The sequence below is a fragment of the Bradyrhizobium sp. HKCCYLRH2047 genome (assembly GCF_051168175.1).
Taxonomy (GTDB): Bacteria; Pseudomonadota; Alphaproteobacteria; order Rhizobiales; family Xanthobacteraceae; genus Bradyrhizobium.
Map to the genome: position 1 here is coordinate 692,854 of NZ_JBNPUM010000002.1, position 25,772 is coordinate 718,625.

The window sequence follows — 25,772 nt, forward strand, 5'->3', positions numbered from 1 at the left end:
CGCCGGGCGCGGAGGTCAGTTCTTCGCGCTCACCTGCGGCACCAGCTTGCGCCAGTGCATGATCTCGGCGCGGTAGGTCGCGGTGTAGACGCCGACGTCGCCGATGAGCGGCGTGGCGCCGACCTCGGCGAACTGCCTGCTGATGTCGGGATCGGCCAGCGCGGCGTTGATCTCGCGGTTGAGCAGCTCGACGATGGCTTTCGGCGTGCCGTGCGGCACGGCGACGCCATAGAAGCCGGAGGTTTCGAACGCCGGCAGCGCGTCGGCGACCGGCGGCAGATCGGGGAAGGCGGCGGCGTGCTCGCGCGTCGTGACGGCCAGCGCCCGGACCTTGCCGCTGCGCAGGAGGTCGACCGCGGAAGCGGCGTTGTCGAACATCGCGTGGATGTGGCCGGAGGCGAGGTCGGTCAGGGCCGGACCCGAGCCACGATAGTGCACAGTCGACCACGTGAGGCCGCCGAGGGTCCGGAACAGCTCGGCCGACAGCAGCTGGACGGTGCCGGGACCGGCGGAGCCGACGCTGAGCTTGCCCGGGTTGGCCTTGGCATAGGCCAGGAATTCGGGCAGCGTCTTGACCGGCAGCTGCCGGCTGACCAGCAGCAGCAGCGGCATGCGCGCCATGCCGGCGACCGGCGTGAGGTCTTCGTCGGTGTTCGGCGAGCCGTCGACCGAGGCGGTGATGACGTTCGCGGTCGAGGTCGCGAGGATCGTGTAGCCGTCCGGCGCGGCGCTCGCGACGCTCTTGGTGGCAGTGGCGCCGCCCGCACCCGGCCGGTGATCGAGCACGAAGGGCTGGCCCAGGCGGCGGGTCAGCCGGTCGCAGATCAGGAGCGACAGCCGGCCGGTGGCTCCACCCGGGGCAAACGGAATGACCCAGGTGACGGGCTGAGCCGGATAGGGCGCATCAACTCCGGCGAACGCCGTGGTCGAAGTCATGGCTGCAACACTGCTCCAGGCGGCGCAGCGCAGCAATGCGCGTCGTGTCATCGTGTCCTTGGGCATGCCGGCCTTCGCGTTGGCATGTTCTGGGAGCGGTACGCTAACCGGCATTTCCGAGAACTTCGTAAAGGATCGCATTCGCATCAACAGCGACGCACTCTCGGCCGGTTAACCCTCCCGATTAACGGCTGGTGAGGCCACACCGCCTATAAGCACGCCGAATTGGGGCGAGGGCGTTCATGAACTCCGGGCAGTCGGATCGATCTGTGGAACTCAGCACGGCCTCTCGGAAGCCGTCGGCGGCGAAGATCTGGCTGAAGGCGATCGATCTGACCTCGCGCATCGAGGCAGAGCCGGCGCGGCTGTTCGCCGACGTGGTGGACGACTGGGCTGCGAAGCAGCCCGAACGGCCGGCGCTGGTCTCCGATCGCGAGACGCTGAGCTATTCCGCCCTGTCTGCGCGCATCAACCGATACGCCCGCTGGGCGCTGGCCAACGGCATCGGGCCGGGCCACACGGTCGCCTTGATGATGCCGAGCCGGCCCGACTACTTGGCCGCCTGGCTCGGGATCAGCCGCGTCGGCGGTGTTGTTGCGCTCATCAACGCCAATCTCATCGGACCGTCGCTCGCGCATTGCATCAATGTGGCCCGGCCAATCCATGTGATCGTCTCCAAGGACTTCCACGAAGCTTATACGGAGGTTGCGCCGTTGATCGCGGGCGGGCCGCGTGTCTGGTTTACCGACGGCGGCGATCTCGACGTCGCGATCGCCGCGATGGATACGCACGCGCTCGACCCAACCGAGCGCCGCGCTGTGACGATCAACGACCGCGCGCTGCTGATCTACACCTCCGGCACGACGGGCCTGCCCAAGGCCGCCAGCATCAGCCATCGCCGCATCATGAACTGGGGCGGATGGTTTGCCGGCCTCACCGGCGCAGGTCCCGACGATCGCCTCTATGACTGTCTGCCGGTCTATCATTCCGTCGGCGGCATCGTCGCGCCCTGCAGCATGCTGCGCGCCGGGGGAGCCGCGGTGCTCGCCGAGAAATTCTCGGCGCGCAATTTCTGGCGCGACATCGTCCGTCACGATTGCACGCTGCTGCAATATATCGGCGAGCTCTGCCGCTATCTGCTGGCCGCCGCGCCGTCCGATTTCGACCGCGCGCATCGGCTGCGGCTCGCCTGCGGCAACGGCATGCGCGGTGACGTCTGGGAGGCGTTCCAGGCGCGTTTCCGCATTCCTCAGGTGCTGGAATTCTATGCCGCGACCGAAGGCAACTTCTCGCTCTACAATGTCGAGGGCAGGGTGGGATCGATCGGGCGCGTGCCGTCGCTGCTCGCGCATCGCTTTCCCGCCGAAATCATCAAGCTGGACGCCGACCAGCGCGCACCCCTGCGCGGAGCTGACGGACGGTGCCTCGTCTGCACGCGCGGCGAGATCGGCGAGGCCATTGGCCGCATCGGTACGGCGGACAAGGGAGGCGGTCGCTTCGAAGGCTATACCGATACGGGCGAGACGGAGAAGAAGATCCTGTGCGACGTCTTCGAGAAGGGCGATGCCTGGTTCCGCACCGGTGACCTGATGCGCCAGGACGATCAGGGCTTCTTCTATTTCGTCGATCGTCTCGGCGACACCTTCCGCTGGAAGGGCGAGAACGTCGCGACCAGCGAGGTGAACGAGGCGATCCTGCAATGTCCCGGCGTGTTGGAAGCATCGACCTATGGTGTTGTCGTGCCGGGGACCGATGGGCGCGCCGGGATGGCCGCGCTCGTCGTCGGCGACAGCTTCGATCTCGATCGTCTCTCCGTCGAACTTGCCCGAAGGTTGCCGTCCTACGCGCGGCCGGTGGCGCTCCGCATCACGTCGTCGCTGCGGTCGACTGAAACATTCAAGCAGAAGAAGCAGGAGCTGATGCGCGACGGCTTCGATCCGTCGGTCGTGCACGAGCCGCTCTACGTGCGAGACGCCGGGACAGGTGCATATTACCCGCTCGATCGCGATCTGCATGCGCGGATCCTCGCCGGCGAGGTTCGTTTGTAGGTGATTTTAATCATAGGCCATGATGGGCATTTACCAACGGTCCCGAAACATCGCGGGCCAGTCCGGGTTCCTTCACCTTCTGGCCCTATGGTCGGTTTCATCGTTTGAACAGTGCGCGGATTGGCCCATGTCGGTACGGTTAAGAATCATTGCAGCGATCAAGCAGATTGCGGAAGAACAGAAGGTCAAGCTGCCGCCGCTGACCGACGAGCTGACGTTGCATGAGACCGGCTTCGACTCGCTCGCTTTCGCCATCCTGGTCGCCCGTCTCGAGGACGATCTCGGCGTCGATCCGTTCACCCTGTCCGAGGATGTGACGTTCCCCAACACGATAGGCGACTTCATCGGGGCCTATGAGAATGTCCCCGCGTGAGATCTTCGCCCTTCGCGACCATCTCGGGACCGCGCTGACCGAACGGACGATCTCCGATCCGCGTCACGTCATATCGCTCGCCGAGCTCTCGCGCGGGAGCTGCCTCGGCAGCCGCACCGAAGAGCTCAACGGACGTTCGGTGCTGCTGGCGACCTCCGGCCAGCTCCTCGCCGGCCTTGCGCTGATCGAGATCGATGGCGTCGCACGACGTCTCCTGTTGTGTCCGCCGGATCTCAAGGGCGAGCATCTCGCCAGCATCATTGCCGATGCTGAGATCGACGCCATCGTGACCGATGAGGTCCAGCGTTTCGACGCCTGCGGTGTCGATCTCGTGATCGAGGTCGCCCTGCCGCAGCCTTCTGCCGCGGTCGTGCAGACAGTGCGCGCCACCGAATGGCTGATGCTGACATCGGGTACATCGGGCGTGCCAAAGATTGTCGGGCATACGCTGGACGGTCTGTGCGGCGCGATCATCGGCGACCGTCTGGTACCTGGCGAAGCCATGCCGGTGTGGGCGACGTTCTACGACATCCGCCGCTATGGCGGCCTGCAGATCTTCCTGCGCGCCATCGTCGGCGGCGGCTCCATGGTATTGTCGGACCCGGGCGAGGGGCTATCGGACCACGTCGCGCGTCTCAACGCACGCGGCGTTACGCACATGTCCGGAACGCCGTCGCATTGGCGCAAGCTGCTGATGAGTGGGGCAGTGGAAGGCTTCGCGCCGCGCTATGTGCGTCTCTCCGGCGAGATCGCCGACCAGGCCGTGCTCGATGGATTGAAGCTGGCATTCCCCCACGCTTCGATCGGTCATGCCTACGCCTCGACCGAGGCCGGCGTCGGCTTCGCCGTGAATGATGGGCTGGAGGGCTTTCCTGCGACGCTGCTCGGCGAAGGCCGCGGGGCCGTCGACATGAAGGTCGCCGACGGCTCGCTGCGCATTCGCTCCAAGCGCGCCGCGCACGCCTATGTCGGACGCGCTGCGGCCGCCCTGACCGATACGGATGGTTATGTCGATACCGGTGACATGGTCGAGCTGCGCGGCGATCGCTACTACTTCGTCGGGCGCCGCAACGGCATCATCAATGTCGGCGGGCTCAAGGTCCATCCGGAAGAAATCGAGGCCGTGATCAATGGCCATCCCGAGGTGCGGATGTCGCGCGCCAAGTCGCGGCGCAGCCCGATCACCGGCGGCATCGTCGTCGCCGAGGTCGTGCTGACGGCGGATGCCGATCCGGCGCGGACCGAGGCGGTCCGCAATGAGATCCTCGCCGCGTGCCGCGCGCGCCTCGCGCCCCACAAGGTGCCGGCGATGATCCGTGTCGTGCCGGCGCTCGACGTCACACCGGCCGGCAAGCTGGCGCGCGCCGATGCGTAACGTTCTCGTCACCGGCGGCAGCCGCGGCATCGGGCTCGCCATCGCGCGCAGGCTCGCTGGCGCTGGCTATGACGTCGTCACGGTGGCCCGCCGGGAAAGCGAGGAACTGCGCGCTGCGATCGCCGAGTTCAGCGCCAGCAGCGCCGGGATTCATTTCCGCGCCTGTGATCTCAGCGTCGTCGACGAACTTCCGGCCTTCGTGAAGTCGGTCCGCGACGAGTACGGTCCGCTCTACGGTCTCGTCAACAATGCCGGTCTCGGCACCGAAGGGCTGCTGGCGACCATGCACAATTCGGAGATCGAGGCCCTGGTGCGGCTGAACGTTCTGGCACCGATGATCCTGACGAAATATGTCGTTCGCCACATGATGGCCGCGGGCGAGGGGCGGGTGATCAACATCTCCTCGATCATCGCCTCCACCGGCTACAACGGCCTGTCCGTCTACGGCGCGACCAAGGCGGCGGCCAACGGCTTCACGCGCTCGCTGGCGCGCGAGGTCGGCAAGGTCGGCATCACCGTCAACGCGATCGCACCGGGCTTCATCGCCACCGAGCTGACGCAGAGCATGGACGAGGAGCAGCAGCGGCGCATCGCCGGCCGCAGCGCGTTGCGACGGCTGCCGGAAACGGATGACGTGGCGGCGATGGTTGAATTCCTGCTCGGCGATGGCGGGCGCAATGTCACCGGCACCGTGCTGACGGTCGATGCAGGCAATACCGCCTGAGCCATTTGCGGCGATCGGTCGCTCTCGCCGTTGATTTCGCTCAAGGGTCCGACGGGCGGCAGCAGCGATAGTGCCGGCGCAATCCGGAACCGGTATCCATGTTCGAGCGCATTCTGCGGTGGACCCTCGTCGCGATCGCAATCGCGGGCCTCGCCGCGGGCGGCCTCGCGCATGTGCTCGGTCGCCCCGATCTTGCCGGGATCGCTTTTACGGCCTCGACCGTTCCGGTCATCCTGGGGCTGATCGTCTCGATCGTCCGCGATGTCCTGGCCGGCCGCATCGGCGTCGACGCGATCGCGCTGGTGTCGATGAGCGCGGCGATCATCCTCGGCGAGCCGCTGGCCGGCGCTGTCGTGGCGCTGATGTATTCCGGCGGCAACGTGCTCGAAGACATTGCCGTCGCCCGCGCCGAGCACGATCTGCGCGCGCTGGTCGATCGCGCGCCGCGCGAGGCACATCGCCGCCGTGGCGACCAGATCGACAACGTTCCGATCGCCAGAGTCGCAGTCGGAGATCGCCTGATGGTCCGCGCCGGCGAGATCGTCCCGGTCGATGGCATGGTCGAAGCGACCATCGCCGTCGTCGACGAGTCGGCGCTCACGGGGGAGCCGATCCCGGTGACGAAGACGCGCGGGATGGCGATCCTGTCGGGATCGGTGAACGCCGGCGACACGTTCGAAATGGCCGTCACCGCCACCGCGGGCGAAAGCACCTATGCCGGCATCGTCAAGCTGGTGACGACGGCCCAGACCGCGAAGGCGCCGTTCGTGCGGCTTGCCGACCGCTATGCGCTGATCTTCCTGCCCGTCAGCCTCGCCATCGCGGGGGCCGCCTATCTGGCTTCGGGCGATCTGATCCGGAGTCTTGCCGTGCTGGTGGCGGCAACGCCGTGCCCGCTGATTCTCGCTGCACCCGTCGCTTTCATTGCCGGCGTGGCGCAGGCGGCCCGAAGCGGCATTCTGGTCAAAGGCGGCGGCAAGCTCGAGGCGCTCGCGCGCGCCCATACCGTGCTGTTCGACAAGACGGGCACGCTGACCGTCGGCGGCGCGCGGCTGCTGTCGGTCGACGCCGCGCCGGGCGAGGACGCCGATGCGGTGCTGCTGCTCTGCGCATCGCTCGAGCAGGCCTCGCACCACGTGGTGGCGCACGCGATCGTTCAGGCCGGCCAGGCGCGCGGGCTAAAGCTGAAGGTGCCCGAACAGGTCAGGGAAACCATGGGCTCGGGCCTCGAAGGTCTGATCGATGGCCGCCCTGTGATGGCCGGCTCGCGCGACCTCGTGCTCGGCAGCCGGACGCCGCCGCCCTGGGCGGCGCGCGCGATCCGCCGGGCGTCGTGGCGGTCGGCGCTGATCGTCTTCGTTGCGATCGAGGGGCGCCCGATCGGGGCGCTGCTGCTGGCGGACGAGCTGCGCGCGGATACGCCGCGCGCGATCCGCTGGCTCCGCGAGGCCGGCATCGCGCGCATGGTCATGGTCACCGGGGACCGCGCCGCGGCCGCCCAGGCCATCGGCGCGGCGCTCGACCTCGACGCCGTGCTGGCGGACCGTGTCCCCTCCGACAAGGTGGAGGCGGTCAAGAGCGAGCAGCGGCTGCATCCCACCATCATGGTGGGCGACGGCATCAACGATGCTCCGGCGCTGGCCTCCGCCGACGTCGGCATCGCGCTCGGCGCCCGTGGTGCCAGCGCCTCGTCGGAAGCCGCCGACGTGGTCATTCTCGCCGATCGGCTCGATCGCGTCGGCGAGGCGATCGTGATCGCGCAGCGCGCCCGACGCATCGCCCTGGAGAGCATCTTCGTCGGCATGGGCTTGTCGTTCGTGGCGATGGGGGCCGCGGCCTTCGGCCTGCTGCAGCCGGTGCCTGCGGCCCTGGTCCAGGAAGCCATCGACGTCGCCGTCATCCTCAACGCGCTCCGCGCTCTGTTCCCGGCCGGCCGCAGCAAGGCCGGCCGGATCACGGCCGAAGACGGCCGAGGGCTCAGGCATGATCACCAGGCGCTGCTGCGCGGCCTCGACCGCCTGCGCGCGATCGTCGATGCGCTCGACGAAGCCCCGCCCGACGGCGCCGTGGCGCTGATCATGGAGGCAAACGGCGTGGTGCAGGACAAGGTCGTGGCGCATGAGCGCGACGACGAGGGCTCGGTCTATCCGAAGCTCGCGCGGCTCCTCCAGGAGAGCCATGGCCTCTCGGCGATGAGCCGCGCGCATCGCGAGATCCTGCATCTGGCGCGGCTGCTCGGCCGGCTGGTCGAGGATCTGCCGTCCGAACATGTGGACCGCTATCTGATCCGCGATGCGCAACGGGTGATCGAGGCGATCGAGACGCTGGTCCGCATGCACACGGCGCAGGAGGACGACATCTACGAGGCCGTGGTGGCGCGCTCGGTCGTGTGAGCCGTTCGCGTCAGCCTGGATGCCGCGGCAGGTCGATCCGTTCGTTGGCAAATTCCGCAGGACCTTCGATCAGGCGGCGGATCCGCCGCTCGCGCTCCTCGGCGGACAGGCTCGGATCGAGCATCCGATCGATCAGCCGGATCGCATTCTGCTCGATGGCGACGGGATCCCGCGACGTGGGCTGCCCGGCTGCGGCCGGCCGCGATGCATGCAGGCCGATCGTGAGCAACTGGCCGATGGCGTCGGAGCGTGTCATCTGGTGAGCCTCCGCCCAGGCGTCGATCTCGGCGGTGAGCTCCTGGGACAGCTTCACCGCGCTCACCGCATCATGTCCCAGCCGGACGGCCGGGCTGTGATCCCTGCGGACGTCGGAGAATGGCGTCATGTGTTTGCCGGACGTCATCTGCCTGTTGATCATATCAGCCTAAAGTATACGGGAGGGACGGGGATTTGATTTCGATCAAGGACGGCTTAAGAAAGCGGCCTTCTCGCGACGGTTCCGCCGCCGGATGCCACGCGTGCCGCTGCCGCCAGGCAGGCCACGGAGCGCAATACCGTAGACAGTCAGCAAGCCCATGCGATTCCTCCACACCTTCCAGGTCTTCGACTTCCTCGACACGCTCGTGAGCCTGTTCACGGCGTTCGTGCTGGGCACGCTGATCGGTGCCGAGCGGCAATACCGGCAGCGCAGCGCCGGCCTGCGCACCAACGTGCTGGTCGCCGTCGGCGCGGCCGCCTTCGTCGACCTCGGCAACCGCCTGACCGGCGCCGACGGCGCGGTGCGGATCATCGCCTATGTGGTGTCGGGCATCGGCTTCCTCGGCGCCGGCACGATCATGAAGGAGGGCATGAACGTCCGCGGCCTCAACACCGCCGCGACGCTGTGGGCGTCCGCCGCGGTCGGCGCCTGCGCCGGCGCCGACCTGATCGCGCAGTCGGTGGCGCTGACGGTGTTCGTGCTGGCCGGCAACACCTTGCTGCGGCCGCTGGTCAATGCGATCGATCGCATCCCGCTCAATGCGCAGACCTCGGAGGCGAACTACGAGATCGTCCTGACCACCGACGGGCTGCGCGCCGCCGAGCTGCGCGAGGCGCTCGACGAGCGGCTGGAGGCGGCCAAATACCCGGTGCGGGAGACCGAGGTTGTCTATCGCTCCGAGGACATCGTCGAGATCATCGCGACGCTGGTGCCGCTCGCGGTCGATACGGTCGATCTCGACCGCGTCGTGTCCGAGCTGGCGAAGCTTGCCGGGGTCCGTCATGCGACTTGGAACGTCAGAGCGCTGGTGTGACGGCATTGGCGGACCAGCATCGCCGCGCCGGCGGCGGGGCGCTCGCCAAACCTCGTGGCTGGCTGCCGCCGGCGACGGTCGCAAGCTCCCCACCCACGTCATGGTTCGACATCCCCCAGCATCGCTCATCGCGCCCATGCGAGAGTTCCATGCCGCGTCTGAACCATCGCTGAATGCGATGGCCGCCGGTCGAGGCTCTGCCGTCAATGCCCGCCGCGGGCGAAGATCTCGTAGAAGCCGAGCACGATCTCGCAGGCGATCAGGACGACGACGATGACCTCGAGCCGCAGCGAGCGCTTGGTGTCGATGATGTCGGCGAGCGTGGTCGCCGTCTCCGCGATCACCGCGAGCTTGCGGTTGAGGGTGTCCTCCCGCTCCTTCAGCTCATACTCGTCCTCGAGCCGTGCATAGAGCCGTTCCAGATCGGGCCGGTCCCACAACACGTCCGGCTTCTCGCCGACCGCCACGCGGCCGGAGACGCGGTGCTGCACCAGCAGCGCCTCGCCGAGCAGCTTGAGCATCGCCACCCGGCTCTTCGATGTTCGCCCCAGCATCGCCAGCTCGCGCGCGAACGGCTCGATCGTGTCGAAGACGTTGGCGATCTCGCGCTCGCTGCGGCCGAGCACGACGCTCTTGGCCAGCGCATCGGCGACGATGAGCAGCCGCTCCAGCGACAATTCCTTGACCAGGACCGGGCCGCCGACCGGGATCGGCTCGTCGGATTCGCGCGCGACCTGGACCTTGGCCGTCTCCTCCTCGTGCGGCGCGATCGGGCCGAACAGCCGCGCGCTCAGGCGGTCGAGGAAGTTGATCTCCTCGGCCACCGACAGGCCGATGAAGACCACGACGCCGTAGCGGAAGACCACGGCGATCCCCGTCTCGCCGATGCGGACCGCGAGCGGCGTCGCCGACAGCACCTGGCCTTCGAAGCCGGCGGTATTGATGCGGTCCGCGATCTGGAGCGCGCGGGCGGCGAGGTGTGGAACGGGTGTGGTGTCGGCCATGATGGCGAAAGGCTAGCACGTCCATGCCGATGGAACGATAACGCGGCGCAATCCTTCCGGCGACACGTCCGCTGCCGAATATCGTTGCCTGAACCCGCTTGACAGGAAAGAACGTAGCTCCTCATTGGACGCGCACCCCGGACGGATGCCTCTCAATGTCGAAGACCAGCGCTGCGGACTACTATGCCTCGATTCCGGTGTTTCGCGGCTTCGCGCGCCTGATGGAGCCGCAGCTCTACCAGCCGGTGCCGGATGACTGGCTGATCGGCACGGCTGACATCGTCGAGTCGACCAAGGCGATCGCCGACAGGCGCTACAAGGCGGTCAACATGGCCGGGGCGGCGGTCATCGCCGCGGTCACCAATGCCTTGGAAGGGCGCGAATTCCCATTCGTGTTCGGGGGCGACGGCGCGAGCTTCGCCGTCGGGCCGGATGACGAAGCGGCCGCGCGCGAAGCCCTTGCCGCCACCGCGACCTGGGTCAGGGAGGATCTCGCTCTCGCGATGCGTGTCGCCCTGGTGCCGGTGAGCGCGATCCGCGCGCAGGGCCTCGACGTCCGCGTGGCGCGCTACGGTCCGTCGGCCAACCTGTCCTACGCGATGTTCGCAGGCGGCGGACTGGGCTGGGCCGAGGCCGCGATGAAGCGGGGCGAGTTCGCGATTCCGCCGGCGGCGTCCGGTGCGCAGCCCGATCTGTCAGGACTGTCGTGCCGGTTCGAGGAGATCCCGGCGGCGCGCGGCCTCATCCTGTCGGTGCTGGTGCTGCCGGCCCCCGGCGCCGATGCGCAGGCCTATCGCAAGGTGATCGAGGAGATCATCACCCTGACCGAACGCAGCCCCGATGCCGGGCGGCCGGTGCCGGCCGGCGCGCCGGCGCTGCGATGGCCGCCGCAGGGATTCGGCTACGAAGTCCGCGCCGCGCGCGGACCGCTGTTGTCGCGCTGGGCCCGCGTGCTCGGACGGACGCTGTTCGTCTATGCCGTGATGCGGTTCAACATCAGCATCGGCGGCTTCGTGCCGGATCTCTACAAGCAGCAGGTGGTCGAGAATTCCGACTTCCGCAAATATGACGATGCGCTGCGCATGATCCTCGACTGCACCGACGAGCTCGCGCAGGACCTGGAGCGCCGGCTTGGCGCGGCGGCGTCGCGCGGCATCGTCCGCTACGGGCTGCATCGCCAGGATGCCGCGATGATGACCTGCTTCACGCCGTCCGCGATCCGGCCGGATCACGTCCACTTCATCGACGGCGCGCGAGGCGGCTACGCGTCGGCTGCGACCGCGTTGAAGGCCGCGGTCGCCTGAGCGCTGATCAGCGCGCGCGGGTCCAGGTCTCGCCGCCGCACAGCGATCCGACGCAGCCTTCCACCTTCAGCGTGTCCGGGCCGGAGACGGAGATGTGGCTGGTGTAGCTCTGGCCGTCATCGGCGTTATAGATCTTGCCGGACCATTTGTTCGGCCCCTCCGCGTGAACGCCTTCGAACAGTTGCAGGCCGATGATCGGGCGGTTGGCAAGCGCGCGATTCGGATTCTTGTTGTCGACGGCCGGCTTGCCGGTGTCGGTGTCCATCGGCTCCTTCAGCCACACGACGGTGCCGCAGAGACCGGCGCCGCATTTGGCGACCTTGATCCTGGCGTCGCCGGCCTGGGTCAGCCAGGTGCCGGTCGGATCATCGGCAGCCAAAGCGGGCTGCGCCATCACGACGGTCGCCAGCGCAAGACCAGCCAAACGCAATTTCCAAATCATCTTACCCCCCGTTGAAGCCGCGTTTCCATAACAGCAAACGGCGCAGTTGCAATCGCAGAGCAGCGGTTGTCCAAAGCGGGATCATCACGATCAGGTGCATCGCCGACGGAACGTCTCAATCCCTTGCTCGGTTGTCTCATGCACTGGAAATGGCTTTGACTGCCGCGACAAACTCCATTGTCGTCCCGGCCTGGTGCGCAATTGCGCACGCGGCGCCGGGACCCATACCACCAGGGAGGGGTTTGAGGCAGACCGGTCATTGGCATTGTGCCCATCACGTCCGCCGCGGCGTATGGGTCCCGGATCGGCGCCGCGACGCGCTGACGCGCGTCACGGCTTGTCCGGGACGACAGCGGTGGGTTTGGCGGATTTACGACTCAAACAGCTGATGACAGGGCCGGGACACGGCAGCGCGGCCTCGCGGCATGTGATGCCCGAGTGCTGCGATCCATGTGGCCCTCTTGAAAGTGCGGAGGGCGCAGGGAATGCCGGGTGAAGGCCTCACCCATGGCCCGCCTGCGAAAAAAATGCAGGCGGCAGGTACCACAGGCAAAGCCGAACACTCCGGCATTCCCTGCGCGACGGTCTTCACGCTTATACGCAGTCTCCCTGGTGCGCCGGGCTTGTTGGCCACCATGCCGCGACCATGCTTGCGCATTGCGCGGGTGACACCAGCGTCGGGGTGTCAGGACGCTGCGACTTCACGTCCGCGAGGTATCGTTCGTCCGCATCCTCGTCGAAGAGAATGCTGCGATCTCTCGCGGCCATCGCATCCCCACCTCGCGTGTCGTGACGATCGCGCGCTACGCCCCTCTGCGGTGAGGCGGGATGCACGGAGATAATCATGATTTCTGATAATGCGCAAGTGAATTATTTTTTCCGGAAGTTGCACCGGGCGCTGCGCTGTCGTCCCGGTCGGGACATGGTTTGGACTGCCGCGACAAACTCCGCTGTCGTCCCGGCGAACGCCGGGACCCATACCCCCAGGGAGCGGTTTGAGGCACGCTGGCCGTTGGCCTTTCGCGTCTCGCAACCGCCGCGGCGTATGGGTCCCGGATCGGCGCCGCGACGCGCTGGCGCGCGTCACGGCTTGTCCGGGACGACAGCGGAAGGGAGAACGGATTTACGATTCAAACAAGGGAGGGGAGAACGGAGTCACCACGGCAATCCGCAGAGGTCGATGGTGCCGCGGGTCGGCGCGGTGCGCTTGACGTCGTGGACCAGCGCGGACAGCCGGTCGAAGCGGATGCGGCCCTGCTCGGGCTGCTCGGCGTAGACGTCGCCGTCGAACGGGATGAAGCCTCTCGCCGTGTAGAAGGGGATGCGATCCGCCGCGCAGAATAGCACGGCGTAGTTGATCGAGTCCTCGTGCCGCAGGGTCTGGATCGCCGCGTTCAGTCCCACCGTGGCGAGGCCGCGGTTGCGCATGTCGGGACGCGTCAAAACGCCGCCGATGCCGGCGACATTGACGTTCTGGCCGTTCCACTTCACGAGTCGGCGATAGATGCCGACATGGCACAGCACCTCGCCGCTCTCGTCCTGCACCAGCACCCGCAGGTCGGCATGCGCAAATGTGATACCAGCCCACGGCAAACCGGCGACCACCTCCGGCGGCCAAACCGCGTCGTAAAGCGGCTTGACCAGCGGCCAGGCGGCGTCACCATTCAATACGTCGATCTCGATGCTCATCAAAGCGGCTCGCTTTTTCCAAATTCACGGTGTTTTACGGTGTCGGAACCTTCTATAAGAAGGTCCCGTTAAATCCCGTCTTCCACAAGTTGCGGAACCGCCCCCATGACCTTTACGCTTCCCCCCCTGCCTTACGCCTATGAAGCCCTCGGACCCTACATGTCCAAGGAGACGCTCGAGTACCATCACGACAAGCATCATCAGGCCTATGTGACCAACGGCAACAATGCGATCAAGGGGACCGAATTCGAAGGCAAGTCCCTCGAGGAGATCGTCAAGGGCTCGTTCGGCAAGAACCCCGCCGTCTTCAACAATGCCGGCCAGCATTTCAACCACATCCATTTCTGGTCCTGGATGAAGCCGAATGGCGGTGGCTCCAAGCTGCCCGGCCGGCTCGAGAAGAAGATCGACGAGGATCTCGGCGGCTTCGAGAAGTTCAAGGCCGACTTCGCCGCCGCCGGCGTCGGCCAGTTCGGCTCGGGCTGGTGCTGGCTCTCGGTCAAGAACGGCAAGCTGGAGATCTCCAAGACCCCGAACGGCGAGAACCCGCTGGTGCACGGCGCGACCCCGATCCTCGGCTGCGACGTCTGGGAGCACTCCTACTACATCGACTATCGCAACCGCCGTCCCGACTATCTGAAGGCGTTCGTCGAGAATCTCATCAACTGGGACTACGTCGACGAGCTCTACGGCAAGGCTGTCTGATCGCTTATGATCCACGGAGGAGGGCGGTGAGCTCTAAGCTCGCCGCCCTTTTTCGTGACAGGATATTGACGCGACCGGTCCTTGCAAGCGAAGGCGCGTTTCGGCAAGAATTTTGCTGGTGAGGTGCGGAGGGTAGGGCATCCGTTCTCCGGCGCCGTGTGCAAGGTCAGGTTCTGTGAATCAATTGTTGGGCTATCTTCTCGTCTTCGTCGGCGGTGGCTGCGGCGCCTCGCTCCGGCACGCGATCAACATGGCGAGCGCCCGCGCGCTCGGCACCGATTTTCCGTGGGGCACCTTCATCATCAACATCACCGGCTCCACCGTGATGGGGCTGATCGCCGGCTACCTCGCCTTCAAGGGCGGCGCCTCTCAGCATTGGCGGCTGTTCCTGATGACCGGCATCCTCGGCGGCTACACGACCTTTTCGGCATTCTCGCTCGATACCGCGCTGCTCTACGAGCGCGGCGCACCGGGGCTGGCGGCGTTGTATGTGCTGGGCTCGGTCGGCATCTCCATCGCCGGCCTGTTCGGCGGCCTGGCGCTGGTGCGAGTCTTGAGCTGAGGGCCAAATGCTCGCCGCGACGCCGGTGGGCTCCCTCTCCCCGTTCTTAGGGAGCCCACCGCGGTGTCGCGGCTCGAACTCGACTCCCCCTCGGAGGCGGGCGGGTGACGTCCGTCCAAGCGGGAAAACGTCCCTCTGCCGCGGTAGACAAGGGTGATGTTATAATGTAACATTACGACGAAATGACGCAGTCCGCTCTCCAGAGTCACGGCCACAGCCATGCGCATGGCGCGCACGGTCATCATCACGGCCATGCCCACAGTCATGGTCCCGCCGCGCCGCATCCGGCCCAACCGGCGCCGTGGTCGATCCTGCGCATGCCGGCGGCGACACGGCTCGGCGCGGCGCTGGCGGCCAGTGTGGTGCTCTGGGTGATCGTCATCATGGCGATGCGGTGAGGGCGGCGATGGCGCAGCTGCAGTTCCGCGACGTCACCCTGGGCTATGACCGGCACCCGGCCGTGCATCATCTTTCGGGCGACGTGGCGGAGGGCGCGCTGCTGGCCGTGATCGGTCCCAACGGCGCCGGCAAATCGACCTTGTTCCGCGGCATCGTCGGCCTGTTGAAGCCGCTCGCCGGCAGCATCACGGCCGCCGGCCTCAAGCCGCGCGAGATCGCCTATCTGCCGCAGATCGCCGACATCGACCGCTCTTTCCCGATCTCGGTTTTCGATTTCGTCAGCACCGGACTGTGGCGCAGCACCGGCATGTTCGGCGGCATCGGCGCGGCCGCGCGCGAGAAGATCGCCCGGGCCATCGCCGCCGTCGGCCTCACCGGCTTCGAGGGCCGCGGCATCGGCACGCTGTCGGGCGGCCAGATGCAGCGCATGCTGTTCGCGCGCGTGCTGCTGCAGGATGCCCGCGTGATCGTGCTCGACGAGCCGTTCAACGCGATGGATTCCAAGACCTCGGCCGACCTTCTGCAACTGATCGAGCACTGGCATGGCGAGCGGCGCACCGTGCTGGCGGCGCTGCACGACATGGACATGGTGCGCGCGCATTTCCCGCAGACCCTGCTGCTGGCGCGCGAGGCCGTGGCCTGGGGGCCGACGGCGGAGGTGCTGACGACGGACAATCTCGCGCAGGCGCGCCGGATGTGCGAGGCGTTCGACGACGCCGCCGCGCCCTGCGTGCCCGTGCCAGCCTCCAAGGCGGCATGATGCTGCGCGAGGTGCTGTTCGCTCCGTTCTCGGATTTCGAGTTCATGCGCCGCGCGCTCGCCGCGGTCATCGCGCTGTCGCTCGGCTCCGGACCGATCGGCGTCTTCCTGATGCTCAGGCGCATGAGCCTGGTCGGCGACGCCATGGCGCATGCGATCCTGCCGGGAGCCGCGATCGGCTTCCTGCTGTCGGGGCTCAATCTGTTCGCGATGACGACCGGCGGGCTGATCGCAGGCTTCGCCGTGGCGCTGCTGTCGGGCCTGGTGTCGCGCTCGACCGGGCTGAAGGAGGACGCGTCGCTCGCGACCTTCTACCTGGCGTCGCTGGCGATCGGCGTCACCATCGTCTCGGTCAAGGGCACCAATATCGATCTGCTGCACGTGCTGTTCGGCAACATCCTGGCGATGGACGATCCGACCCTGCTGATGGTGGCCTTCAATGCCACGCTCACCTTGGTCGTGCTCGCCGTGATCTATCGCCCGCTGGTGGTCGAGAGCGTCGACCCGCTGTTCCTGCGCACCGTCAGCCGCGCCGGCGCGCCGGCGCACCTGATCTTCCTCGGCCTGATCGTGGTCAACCTGGTCAACGGCTTCCAGGCGCTCGGCACCTTGCTCGCGGTCGGCCTGATGATCCTCCCGGCGGGCATCGCCCGGTTCTGGTCGCGCGACGTCACGCCGATGATCTGCATCGCCGTCGCCTCCGCGATCGTCTCCGGCTATGTCGGCCTGGTGCTGTCGTTCCAGACCCGCATTCCCTCGGGGCCAGCGATCATCCTGGTCGCGTCGCTCCTCTATCTCGGCTCGGTGCTGTTCGGACGCGTGGGCGGCGTGCTTCCGCAACTGTTTCCGGGACGTCACCTCGAAGCCTGAAGTCCATCCCCATGAAACGTTTGCTGTCCGTCCTCACTCTGCTGCTGTCGCTCGTCGCCCCCGCATCGGCCGAGACCCGGCTGAACGTCGTCACCAGCTTCTCGATCCTCGCCGACTTCGTCCGCCAGGTCGGCGGCGACAAGGTCAGTGTCGCCTCGCTGGTCGGGCCGGACAGCGACGTGCACGTCTACACGCCGACGCCGCATGATGCGAAGGACGTCGGCGCCGCGCGGCTCTTGATCGTCAACGGCCTCGGGCTGGAGGGCTGGCTGCCGCGGCTGCAGCAGGCCTCCGGCAGCAAGGCGCCGATCATCACGGCCACGCAGGGCATCAGCCCGCGCAAGCGCGGCACGGATGCCGATCCGCATGCCTGGCAGTCGGTCGGCAATGCCAAGGTCTACGTACGGAATATCCGCGACGCGCTGGTGGCGGCCGACCCCGCAGACGCGGAGGTCTTCAAGGCCAATGCGGAGCGCTACCTCGCCGAGCTCGATGCGCTCGACCGCGAGGTCCGCGCCGAGATCGACAAGATCCCGGCCGAGCGGCGCAAGGTGATCTCGACCCATGACGCCTTCGGCTATTTCGCCGATGCCTATGGCGTCGCCTTCATCGCCCCGCTCGGCGTCTCCACCGAGACCGAGCCCTCGGCCCGCGACGTCGCCGAGATCATCCGCCAGGTGAAAAAAACAGGGATTCCGGCCGTCTTCCTGGAGAATTTCAACGATGACCGGCTGGTCGGCCGGATCGCCGCCGAGACCGGCGCCAAGATCGGCGGTACGCTGTATTCCGACGCCCTGAGCGATGAAAAGGGCCCCGTTCCCACTTACATTGCCATGGTCAGGCACAATATAAGGGCCTTGACGAGCGCGCTGGTCCGTTAGGGTTTTCAAGCCCTCGCGGCCAGCGCTTTTGAGCCATTTTCGATGCGATCTGAGGTTTTCGGAGTGAGCATGTCCGACGCGAGCAAGACACCAGTGACGGTCCTGACCGGCTATCTCGGGGCGGGCAAGACCACGCTTCTGAACCGCATCCTCTCGGAAGACCACGGCAAGAAGTACGCCGTCATCGTCAACGAATTCGGCGAGATCGGCATCGACAACGATCTCATCGTCGGCGCCGATGAGGAAGTGTTCGAGATGAACAATGGCTGCATCTGCTGCACGGTGCGCGGCGACCTCGTGCGCATCATCTCCGGCCTGATGCGGCGCAAAGGCAAGTTCGACGCCATCATCGTCGAGACCACCGGGCTCGCCGACCCCGCGCCGGTGGCGCAGACCTTCTTCGTCGACGAGGACGTGCAGAAGAACGCCCGGCTCGATGCGGTGGTGACGGTGGCCGACGCGAAGTGGCTGTCGGACCGGCTCAAGGATGCGCCGGAGGCCAAGAACCAGATCGCGTTCGCCGACGTCATCGTGCTCAACAAGACCGATCTCGTCAGCAAGCCGGAGCTCGCCGAGGTCGAGGCGCGCATCCGCGCCATCAACCCCTACGCAAAGCTGCATCGCACCGAGCGCTGCCAGATCGCGATCTCCGATGTGCTGGAGCGCGGCGCGTTCGATCTCGATCGTATCCTGGAGATCGAGCCGCAATTCCTCGAAGCCGGCGACGACCACGATCATCACCATCATGATCACGACCACGGTCATGATCATCATCACCACCATCACGATCACGGCCTGAAGCACTATCACGACGAGGAGATGCAGTCGCTGTCGCTGCGCTCCGACAAGCCGCTCGATCCGTCGAAGTTCATGCCGTGGCTGCAGAACCTGGTGCAGACCGAGGGCGGCAAGATCCTGCGCTCCAAGGGCATCCTGGCGTTTCAGGACGATGACGACCGCTACGTCTTCCAGGGCGTGCACATGATGCTGGAAGGCGATCATCAGCGGAAGTGGAAGCCGGATGAGGCGCGCCAGAGCCGCGTCGTCTTCATCGGCCGCGAGTTGCCGGAAGACGCCATCCGCGAAGGCTTCGAACGCTGCATCGTGACCTGATGACGTCGTTCGACCAGGGCGGCGAGGCCGCATCCATCGTCTCCGTCACCGACAAGGTGAAGCAGGTCGCGCTCGGCATGGCCGTCACGGCCGTGCACTATCTCGGCGACCGCGCGGTCTTCGTCGGCACCGAGGAGAGCGTCGCGGTTGTCGACGCGGAGGGCGAGATCAGCAAGATCGAGGTATCAGGCGGCGGCATCCTGTCGGCGGTGTCGGACGGATCGCGCATCCTGTTCGGCGGTGATGACGGCAAGGTCTCCGCGCTCGACAAGGCCGGCAGCGTCAGCGTGCTCGCCACCGATCCGAAGCGGCGCTGGATCGACAACGTCGCGGTTCACCCCGATGGGGCGATCGCCTGGTCGGTCGGCAAGACCGCGTTCGTGCGCGCGCCGAAGGGCGAGGAGAAGTCGCTCGAGGTGCCCTCGACCGCGGGCGGACTGGCGTTCGCGCCGAAGGGCCTGCGGCTCGCGATCGCGCATTACAACGGCGCCACTCTGTGGTTTCCGAACATGGCGGGCGAGCCGGAATTCCTCGGCTGGGCCGGCTCGCATCACGCCGTCACCTTCAGCCCGGACAACAAGTTCCTGGTCACGGCGATGCACGAGCCGGCGCTGCATGGCTGGCGGCTGGCCGATTCCCGGCACATGCGCATGACCGGCTACCCGTCGCGGGTCAAGTCGATGTCGTGGGGCAGCGGCGGGCGCTTTCTCGCCACCTCCGGCGCCGACATGGTCATCCTCTGGCCGTTCGTCGGCAAGGACGGCCCGATGGGCAAGGAGCCGGCGATGTTGGCGCCGATGAAGGCCAAGGTCACCGCGGTCGCCTGCCATCCCAAGCAGGACATCCTGGCCTGCGGCTACGAGGACGGCACCGTGCTGATGGTGCGGATGCAGGACGGCGCCGAGATCCTGGTGCGCCGGAACGAGACACCGCCGGTGGCGGCGCTGGGCTGGAATGCCGCGGGAACCTGGCTGGCGTTCTCGGATGAGAGCGGCGAGGCCGGGCTGCTGCGGCTATAGGGCCCGTTCCGAAAGGTTAATGGGGCATAGCGGCGCAGGCCCAAATGGGAACCTGGCCGCTATCAGTCCGTTGTTCCCAGGCATGATCTGATGCGAGCGCCACATCCAGTGGCGTGTTGCGCATCGGACGATGCGGAGGACGAGCGATGGCCCCGATCAACAGCAAACGCACCCTGCGCCGCGACCTGTGGCTTGCCGGCGGACTGCTCGGCCTCGGCGCGCTGGTCGCGATCATCTCCTTCACCGAGATCAAGGCCGGCCATCTCGACCGCATGGCCCAGGCGACGCCCGAGCCGTCGGCGACGCCAGCCGAATCCAAGCCCGGCGGCACCCGCCCGACCACGCCGGCACCCGAGCCCGCGCGTCCCGACATCGAGGCCCAGAAGGAAGGCGCCAAGCCGGCGCTGCCACCGGCGCCCGCCGAAAAGGTCGCGCCGCCGATGGAGAAGAAGTAGTTCGGTCAGCCCGTAACGCGGCGGCGAACTCCGCCGTCGTCCCGGCGAACGCCGGGACCCATAGCCACCGGCCGTCATGAGACGGGCCGCTGACAGCCAACTTCCCCGATAGCGTCCGCGGTATGGGTCCCTGCGTTCGCAGGGACGACACCGTTGATTGGGCCGCCCCGCCTGTTGTGGAGCGCGGTTGTAGGGCACGCTTCCGCAACACACTCCGCTGTCGTCCCTGCGAACGCAGGGACCTATAACCACAGGGATTGGTTTGAGGCAGGCTATCAGCTCCACCTCCCGCCTCATACCCGCCACGGCGTATGGGTCCCGGGTCGGCGCTGCGTCGGCGTTGCCGTCGCAGCTTGCCCGGGACGACGGGGGAGGTTGGCGCAGACGGCGAGGGCTTACCGCACCAGGATGTTGCGGAACTGCCAGGGATCGCTCGTATCGATGTCCTCCGGGAACAGTCCCGGCCGATCGTTCAGCGGCGTCCAGTCCGTGTAGTAGCCCTTGACCGGGCCGAGATACGGCGACTGGATCTCCAGGCAGCGGCGGAAGTCCATCTCGTCGGCCTCGACGATGCCGGCGGTCGGGTTTTCCAGCGCCCAGACCATGCCGGCGAGCACGGCCGAGGACACCTGCATGCCGGTGGCGTTCTGATAGGGCGCGATGCGGCGGGTCTCTTCGATCGAGAGCTGCGAGCCGTACCAATAGGCGTTCTTGCCGTGGCCGTAGAGCAGCACGCCGAGCTCGTCGATGCCGTCGACGATCTCGTTCTCGTCGAGGATGTGCCACTTCTCCTGCATCTTGCCGGTGGCGCCGAAGATCTCGTGCAGCGACAGCACCGCGTCGTTGGCCGGGTGATAGGCGTAGTGGCAGGTCGGGCGGTACACCACCTTGTCGCCGTCGCGCACGGTGTAATAGTCGGCGATCGAGATCGACTCGTTGTGGGTCACCAGGAAGCCGTATTGCGCGCCCGGGGTCGGGCACCACGAGCGGACGCGGGTGTTGGCGCCGGGCTGCAGCAGATAGATCGCGGCACCACAGCCCTCGGTGTGGCAGCGGCCGTTCTCCGGCATCCACTTTTCATGCGTGCCCCAGCCGAGCTCGGCCGGCTGCAGGCCCTCGGACACGAAACCCTCGACCGACCAGGTGTTGACGAACACGTCCATCGGCTTCGGGTTCTTGGAGCGCTGGGTGTCGCGCTCGGCGATGTGCACGCCCTTGACGCCGAGCTTCTGCATCAGCTGCGCCCAGCCCTCGCGGCTCTTCGGCTCGACGATCTCGGTCTTGGTGTCCTTGGCGATGTTCAGCAGCGCCTGCTTGACGAACCAGGAGACCATGCCGGGATTGGCGCCGCAGGTCGACACGGCGGTGGTGCCGCCCGGGCTCTTGCGGCGCGCCGCCAGCAGCGTCTCGCGCAGCGCGTAGTTGGAGCGCTGCTCGACACCCTTCTGCTTGTCGAAATAGAAGCCGAGCCACGGCTCGACGACGGTGTCGATGTAGAGCGCACCGATCTCGCGGCACATCGTCATGATGTCGACCGAGGAGGTGTCGACCGAGAGATTGACGCAGAAGCCCTGGCCGCCGCCTGCGGTGAGCAGCGGCACCAAGAGCTCGCGATAATTGTCGCGGGTCACGCCCTGCTGGATGAAGCGTACGCCATGCTTCTTCGCGAGCGCGCCATCGTCATGCGGATCGATGATGACGAAGCGGTCCTTGTCGTACTCGAAATGGCGTTCGATCAAAGGCAGGGTGCCCTTGCCGATCGAGCCGAAGCCGATCATCACGATGGGGCCGGTGATCTTCGCGTGGATCTGCGAGCTCATGAATGGTTCTCCGCGAAAGGTGCGTGGGATGGTGGATTCAGGCGGCGCGCGCCTTCAGATGCCTCGCCGCGTTTAGGAGCCGCGGCGCTTGGCGGTGACTTCGATCTCGACCTTCATCTCGGGCTTCAGCAGCGCCGCGACGACCAGCAGCGTTGCGGCGGGGCGGATGTCGCCGAGGACCTCGCCGCAGACCGCAAAATGCGCGTCGGCGTCGCTGACGTCGGTCAGGTAGTAGGTCGCGCGGACGATGTCGGCCATCTCGAACCCGCCCTCCTGCAGGGCGGCCGCGATGGTCTTGAAGCAGTTGCGTGACTGGCTCGTGACATCGGCCGGCATCGTCATCGTGCTGTAGTCATAGCCGGTGGTCCCGGCGACGAAGGCGAAGTCGCCATCGATCACCGCGCGGCTGTAGCCGGCGGTCTTCTCGAACGGTGATCCGGTAGAGATCAGGCGGCGGGACATGACGGACCTCGTGGGGGGATTTTTGGGGGTTAAAGAGCTTTTGCTGCACCTGCGCAACCCCTCGCGGGGCCGCTGCGGCGCCCGTTGCCGGAATGCCTAACGCAGGCGGGTGACGTCGGGTCCGGCGGGCGGGCCGCTGCTCCAGCGCCGGACCATGATGTCGCGAACGATCATGACCCCGAGCAGGATCAGCAGGAGCGTTGGCAACAGCGTTCGCCGCCGCGGCGTGGCCGCCGCCCTGGTCCTCACGCCGCGCACGATATCTGCCGCTCGCGGCGCGAGCGGCGGGCCTTGCGCTCGGCCGCTCCCGTGGCGACGATCATGCCGGTCGCCCCGTGCAGCGCGCCATCGACCAGCTCGAGCCCGAGCAGGCGCTCGCGCGCGAACGCACCAGGCAGCTCCAGCTCGGCGGTCTGCGCGACCGAGAAGCCGAAGCGGGCGTAGTAGGGCGCATCACCGAGCAGGATCACCGCGCCATGGCCGCGCGACGCCGCGATCATCAGCGCGGCATTCATCAGCGCCGCACCGACGCCGAGGCTGCGCGCCTCGGCGGCGACCGCCAGCGGGCCGAGCATCAGCGCGTCGCGTCCGCCGGCGCTGACGTGCCACAGCCGCAGCGTTCCCACGAGGACGCCGCCGCGCGTCGCCGACAAGGCGAGGCCTGCGGCGGGCGCGCGTCCGTCGCGCAGGCGCTGGCAGGTGCGCTCATGGCGATTGTCGCCAAAGCAGGCATCGAGCAGCGTCTCGCGCGCCGGGACGTCGGAGGCACGCTCGGCACGGATCACGAACGGAGCGGCAGTCCGAAGCGGCGTGGTCGAAGGGATGCGAAAAGCGGTCATGGCACGTCAGTCCCCGGCCTGCGCGGCGGACCTTGGGCTCGCGCGCAAACACGTGATGTCAGGTTGAAGATGACGGTGGATCGCTCCCTCCCCCGCTTGCGGGGGAGGGTCGGGGTGGGGGCAGCCCCACCCGAGGCTCTTGCCCATCTCACCCGCGCAGGGGCGAGGGCAGCCGGATCAGATGTGATACGTCTTCAGCGGCGGGATGCCGTTGAAGGCCACCGACGAGTAGGTCGAGGTATACGCCCCGGTCCCCTCGATCAGCACCTTGTCGCCGATCGAGAGCGTCACCGGCAACGGATACGGCAGCTTCTCGTACATGACGTCGGCCGAATCGCAGGTCGGGCCGGCGAGCACGCACGGGGTCATCTCCGCGCCCTCATGCGGCGTGCGGATGGCGTAGCGGATCGACTCGTCCATCGTCTCGGCGAGACCGCCGAACTTGCCGATGTCGAGATAGACCCAGCGCAGCTCGTCCTCGTCGCTCTTCTTCGAGATCAGCACCACTTCCGACTCGATGATCCCGGCATTGCCGACCATGCCGCGGCCCGGCTCGATGATCGTCTCCGGGATCTGGTTGCCGAAATGCTTGCGCAGCGCGCGGAAGATCGAGCGGCCGTACTGCACGACTGGCGGCACGTCCTTCAGGTACTTGGTCGGGAAGCCCCCGCCCATGTTGACCATGGTCAGGTTGATGCCGCGCTCGGCGCAGTCACGGAACACCGTCGAGGCCATCGCCAGCGCGCGGTCCCACGCCTTCACCTTGCGCTGCTGCGAGCCGACATGGAACGAGATGCCGCACGGCTCCAGGCCCAGGCGCTTCGCCAGGTCCAGCACTTCGACCGCCATCTCGGGATCACAGCCGAACTTGCGCGACAGCGGCCACTCGGCGCCGGCGCAATCGTACAGGATGCGGCAGAACACCTTCGCGCCCGGCGCTGCGCGCGCGATCTTCTCGACCTCGGCGGCGCAGTCGACGGCGAAGAGGCGGATGCCGAGCGCATAGGCGCGCGCGATGTCCCGCTCCTTCTTGATGGTGTTGCCATAGGAGATGCGGTCCGGCGTCGCACCGGCGGCCAGCGCCATCTCGATCTCGGCGACGGTCGCCGTGTCGAAGGAGGAGCCGAGCGAGGCGAGCAGCGACAGCACTTCCGGCGCCGGGTTGGCCTTGACCGCGTAGAACACGCGGCTGTCCGGCAACGCCCGAGCGAAGCTCATGTAGTTGTCGCGCACGATCTCGAGGTCGACGACGAGACAGGGCTCGTGGTCCAGACCTTCCTCGCGGCGGTTGCGCAGGAATTCCCGGATACGTTCGGTCATAGCACCCTCCAAACGGCCCCAGCGAAGAGACCCGTTCAAAATGATCCCGACACGGGTGCCTTGGCGTTGCCGCCCGATGGAAAGGCGACAAAACCTCGAACCCGTAGCCGAATTGTGCTGCCGTGGATTGGTTGGGAATTTCCCGCCCGCACACCTGGCAATGAAGGACAAGCCTTTTCAGTAGCCCGCGCCGGCTTTGGACTGCCGGTAGAGACCAAAAAAGCCCGATCCGTCGTTGCTTTAAGTCGCGTCCCCCGTTGAGAGCGGGGTGCGCCGGTTCGCCTCCGGCTGCCAGTCACGGTTGCAAAAGATGGGGTGACCTTCAGCGGCATCTCTTGAGAGAGATGCTGGGCTCTGGAGCATGACGATCTCGATCATGATGATCTTGACCGCAACGATCCGAGGGCCCCTCGGTTCCTCATCCCTTGGCGGCTGTCCGGCCTCTTGTCCGGATACCTACCGACTGACACACGACCACAGGCACGTGCGAAATTGGGCAGAAGCGGAAATAAGCGTTTTGAATTTCGTTCGCAAGGCATTTTTGGACGCGGGGAAAGATTTCCCTCATCTGTGCTTGCGCGACACACAGAGCGGCGTCGATGTCTGAACGAACGTTAAGCGAGCTTAAACTTTCGTAACGCGTTCACGCTTGCAGGACAGTGTTTTTGTGCTGTTCACGCGCGCCTGGTGAAAGGCTCGATGCGCTGCGCGCCGCGGATGAAGCCGATCATCACGAACACGCCGATCGCGAACAGCACGGCCTGAACGATGTGCGCGCCGCTATCGCCGAGCCCGAACAGAATCGCCAGCGCCCAGCCGCCGGCGAAGGCCGCACCGAACACTTCGGCACCGATCAGGATCGCCGCCGAGATGACGGTGATCACGGTCGGCCAAGCGATCTGGCGGCCGGCTTTGGAGGTGGTCTCTGCGTTCATGGTCCAGGGTCCTGTTGCGGGCCGCAATCTCTCCGAAAAGGCCCGGCCCTTCA

26 protein-coding genes are annotated in these 25,772 nt (G+C 66.7%); 16 read left to right on the plus strand and 10 right to left on the minus strand.

Features of this window, described 5'->3' with window-relative positions; translation table 11 throughout:
• Positions 1 to 15: 15 nt before the first annotated feature.
• On the minus strand, positions 16 to 1,002 hold the full coding sequence (locus ACQR1D_RS06730) for a Bug family tripartite tricarboxylate transporter substrate binding protein (RefSeq protein WP_434893735.1): 987 nt from the start codon (positions 1,000 to 1,002) through the stop codon (positions 16 to 18).
• A 176-nt stretch (positions 1,003 to 1,178) separates the two neighbouring features.
• Here ACQR1D_RS06730 and ACQR1D_RS06735 point away from each other — a divergent pair, with 176 nt between their 5' ends.
• From ACQR1D_RS06735 to ACQR1D_RS06755, 5 genes are all read left to right on the plus strand, one after another.
• A complete protein-coding gene (locus ACQR1D_RS06735) occupies positions 1,179 to 2,984 on the plus strand; it encodes a long-chain-acyl-CoA synthetase (protein ID WP_434893734.1) in 1,806 nt (601 codons plus the stop codon).
• Between the two features lie 127 nt (positions 2,985 to 3,111).
• A complete protein-coding gene (locus ACQR1D_RS06740) occupies positions 3,112 to 3,357 on the plus strand; it encodes an acyl carrier protein (protein WP_315802699.1) in 246 nt (81 codons plus the stop codon).
• Positions 3,344 to 4,732 (plus strand): class I adenylate-forming enzyme family protein, encoded by a 1,389-nt coding sequence (locus tag ACQR1D_RS06745; protein WP_434893733.1) that lies wholly within the window; start codon positions 3,344 to 3,346, stop codon positions 4,730 to 4,732. Before ACQR1D_RS06740 ends, ACQR1D_RS06745 begins: the two co-directional genes overlap by 14 nt.
• Positions 4,725 to 5,456 carry an SDR family NAD(P)-dependent oxidoreductase gene (locus ACQR1D_RS06750; RefSeq protein WP_316179664.1) on the plus strand — a complete coding sequence of 244 codons (732 nt, stop codon included), beginning with the start codon at positions 4,725 to 4,727 and terminating at the stop codon, positions 5,454 to 5,456. Before ACQR1D_RS06745 ends, ACQR1D_RS06750 begins: the two co-directional genes overlap by 8 nt.
• A gap of 98 nt (positions 5,457 to 5,554) precedes the next feature.
• Complete coding sequence (locus tag ACQR1D_RS06755; RefSeq protein ID WP_434839634.1) at positions 5,555 to 7,849, plus strand: heavy metal translocating P-type ATPase; 2,295 nt, start codon at positions 5,555 to 5,557, stop codon at positions 7,847 to 7,849.
• Between the two features lie 10 nt (positions 7,850 to 7,859).
• Here ACQR1D_RS06755 and ACQR1D_RS06760 read toward each other — a convergent pair whose 3' ends face one another.
• Complete coding sequence (locus ACQR1D_RS06760) at positions 7,860 to 8,267, minus strand: hypothetical protein (protein ID WP_434839635.1); 408 nt, start codon at positions 8,265 to 8,267, stop codon at positions 7,860 to 7,862.
• Between the two features lie 157 nt (positions 8,268 to 8,424).
• On the opposite strand from ACQR1D_RS06760, the gene ACQR1D_RS06765 reads away from it, so the two are divergent.
• Positions 8,425 to 9,141: an MgtC/SapB family protein gene (locus tag ACQR1D_RS06765; RefSeq protein WP_315802704.1), complete on the plus strand. Its 717-nt coding sequence runs from the start codon at positions 8,425 to 8,427 to the stop codon at positions 9,139 to 9,141.
• 203 nt (positions 9,142 to 9,344) lie between these two features.
• On the opposite strand, the gene ACQR1D_RS06770 is transcribed toward ACQR1D_RS06765, so the two are convergent.
• Complete coding sequence (locus tag ACQR1D_RS06770) at positions 9,345 to 10,145, minus strand: RMD1 family protein (RefSeq protein WP_434839636.1); 801 nt, start codon at positions 10,143 to 10,145, stop codon at positions 9,345 to 9,347.
• Between the two features lie 155 nt (positions 10,146 to 10,300).
• On the opposite strand from ACQR1D_RS06770, the gene ACQR1D_RS06775 reads away from it, so the two are divergent.
• Positions 10,301 to 11,449: a DUF3095 domain-containing protein gene (locus tag ACQR1D_RS06775; RefSeq protein ID WP_434839637.1), complete on the plus strand. Its 1,149-nt coding sequence runs from the start codon at positions 10,301 to 10,303 to the stop codon at positions 11,447 to 11,449.
• Between the two features lie 7 nt (positions 11,450 to 11,456).
• Here ACQR1D_RS06775 and ACQR1D_RS06780 read toward each other — a convergent pair whose 3' ends face one another.
• On the minus strand, positions 11,457 to 11,891 hold the full coding sequence (locus ACQR1D_RS06780) for a DUF2147 domain-containing protein (protein ID WP_315802707.1): 435 nt from the start codon (positions 11,889 to 11,891) through the stop codon (positions 11,457 to 11,459).
• 1,155 nt (positions 11,892 to 13,046) lie between these two features.
• Positions 13,047 to 13,580, minus strand: coding sequence for a GNAT family N-acetyltransferase (locus ACQR1D_RS06785; RefSeq protein ID WP_434839638.1), 534 nt, complete (start codon positions 13,578 to 13,580; stop codon positions 13,047 to 13,049).
• A 105-nt stretch (positions 13,581 to 13,685) separates the two neighbouring features.
• On the opposite strand from ACQR1D_RS06785, the gene ACQR1D_RS06790 reads away from it, so the two are divergent.
• From ACQR1D_RS06790 to ACQR1D_RS06830, 9 genes are all read left to right on the plus strand, one after another.
• On the plus strand, positions 13,686 to 14,285 hold the full coding sequence (locus ACQR1D_RS06790) for a superoxide dismutase (RefSeq protein ID WP_315801788.1): 600 nt from the start codon (positions 13,686 to 13,688) through the stop codon (positions 14,283 to 14,285).
• A gap of 175 nt (positions 14,286 to 14,460) precedes the next feature.
• Positions 14,461 to 14,847, plus strand: coding sequence for a fluoride efflux transporter CrcB (gene crcB, locus ACQR1D_RS06795; protein ID WP_315801789.1), 387 nt, complete (start codon positions 14,461 to 14,463; stop codon positions 14,845 to 14,847).
• Between the two features lie 182 nt (positions 14,848 to 15,029).
• The gene (locus tag ACQR1D_RS06800; RefSeq protein ID WP_434839639.1) at positions 15,030 to 15,245 is read left to right on the plus strand and encodes a hypothetical protein; all 216 of its coding nucleotides are present in this window, start codon (positions 15,030 to 15,032) and stop codon (positions 15,243 to 15,245) included.
• Positions 15,246 to 15,253: 8 nt separating this feature from the next.
• Positions 15,254 to 16,006 carry a metal ABC transporter ATP-binding protein gene (locus ACQR1D_RS06805; RefSeq protein ID WP_434893732.1) on the plus strand — a complete coding sequence of 251 codons (753 nt, stop codon included), beginning with the start codon at positions 15,254 to 15,256 and terminating at the stop codon, positions 16,004 to 16,006.
• Entirely contained in the window at positions 16,003 to 16,875 is an 873-nt protein-coding gene (locus ACQR1D_RS06810) for a metal ABC transporter permease (RefSeq protein ID WP_409997905.1), read from the plus strand. The genes ACQR1D_RS06805 and ACQR1D_RS06810 overlap by 4 nt, the downstream gene beginning before the upstream one ends.
• Before the next feature lie 11 nt (positions 16,876 to 16,886).
• Positions 16,887 to 17,756: a metal ABC transporter substrate-binding protein gene (locus ACQR1D_RS06815; RefSeq protein WP_316179646.1), complete on the plus strand. Its 870-nt coding sequence runs from the start codon at positions 16,887 to 16,889 to the stop codon at positions 17,754 to 17,756.
• Between the two features lie 69 nt (positions 17,757 to 17,825).
• Positions 17,826 to 18,869 (plus strand): CobW family GTP-binding protein, encoded by a 1,044-nt coding sequence (locus ACQR1D_RS06820; protein WP_409997906.1) that lies wholly within the window; start codon positions 17,826 to 17,828, stop codon positions 18,867 to 18,869.
• Positions 18,869 to 19,888, plus strand: a complete 1,020-nt coding sequence (locus ACQR1D_RS06825; protein ID WP_434893731.1) for a WD40 repeat domain-containing protein — start codon at positions 18,869 to 18,871, stop codon at positions 19,886 to 19,888. Before ACQR1D_RS06820 ends, ACQR1D_RS06825 begins: the two co-directional genes overlap by 1 nt.
• 146 nt (positions 19,889 to 20,034) lie before the next feature.
• Entirely contained in the window at positions 20,035 to 20,343 is a 309-nt protein-coding gene (locus tag ACQR1D_RS06830) for a hypothetical protein (RefSeq protein WP_434839642.1), read from the plus strand.
• Between the two features lie 395 nt (positions 20,344 to 20,738).
• Here ACQR1D_RS06830 and ACQR1D_RS06835 read toward each other — a convergent pair whose 3' ends face one another.
• The 5 genes from ACQR1D_RS06835 to ACQR1D_RS06855 all read right to left on the minus strand — a co-directional run bounded on the left by ACQR1D_RS06835 (position 20,739) and on the right by ACQR1D_RS06855 (position 25,719).
• Positions 20,739 to 22,163: a homospermidine synthase gene (locus ACQR1D_RS06835; protein WP_434839643.1), complete on the minus strand. Its 1,425-nt coding sequence runs from the start codon at positions 22,161 to 22,163 to the stop codon at positions 20,739 to 20,741.
• Positions 22,164 to 22,235: 72 nt separating this feature from the next.
• A complete protein-coding gene (locus ACQR1D_RS06840) occupies positions 22,236 to 22,625 on the minus strand; it encodes a RidA family protein (RefSeq protein ID WP_316179640.1) in 390 nt (129 codons plus the stop codon).
• A 245-nt stretch (positions 22,626 to 22,870) separates the two neighbouring features.
• The gene (locus ACQR1D_RS06845) at positions 22,871 to 23,464 is read right to left on the minus strand and encodes a GNAT family N-acetyltransferase (RefSeq protein ID WP_316179637.1); all 594 of its coding nucleotides are present in this window, start codon (positions 23,462 to 23,464) and stop codon (positions 22,871 to 22,873) included.
• A 177-nt stretch (positions 23,465 to 23,641) separates the two neighbouring features.
• Positions 23,642 to 24,784: a type III PLP-dependent enzyme gene (locus ACQR1D_RS06850; protein WP_434846725.1), complete on the minus strand. Its 1,143-nt coding sequence runs from the start codon at positions 24,782 to 24,784 to the stop codon at positions 23,642 to 23,644.
• A gap of 674 nt (positions 24,785 to 25,458) precedes the next feature.
• Positions 25,459 to 25,719: a hypothetical protein gene (locus ACQR1D_RS06855; protein ID WP_315801799.1), complete on the minus strand. Its 261-nt coding sequence runs from the start codon at positions 25,717 to 25,719 to the stop codon at positions 25,459 to 25,461.
• Between the last annotated feature and the right edge of the window lie 53 nt (positions 25,720 to 25,772).